The sequence below is a fragment of the Shigella sp. FC1544 genome (assembly GCF_001722145.1).
Classification (GTDB): domain Bacteria; phylum Pseudomonadota; class Gammaproteobacteria; order Enterobacterales; family Enterobacteriaceae; genus Escherichia; species Escherichia coli.
Genome location: NZ_MECT01000541.1, coordinates 1 through 220 on the forward strand (window position 1 = coordinate 1; position 220 = coordinate 220).

Genomic DNA, 220 nt, shown 5'->3' on the forward strand with positions numbered 1-220 from the left:
GGCTTCTGTTTCTATCAGCTGTCCCTCCTGTTCAGCTACTGACGGGGTGGTGCGTAACGGCAAAAGCACTGCCGGACATCAGCGCTATCTCTGCTCTCATTGCCGTAAAACATGGCAACTACAGTTCACTTACACCGCCTCTCAGCCCGGTACGCACCAGAAAATCATTGATATGGCCATGAATGGCGTCGGATGTCGCGCCAGTGCACGCATTATGGGC

The 220-nt window shown here is 54.1% G+C and carries 1 protein-coding gene; it reads left to right on the plus strand.

Annotated features, from left to right (window positions below; all coding sequences use genetic code 11):
* A partial coding sequence (locus BGK49_RS19520; protein ID WP_069375826.1) for an IS1 family transposase occupies nt 1-220 on the plus strand: 220 nt, incomplete at both ends.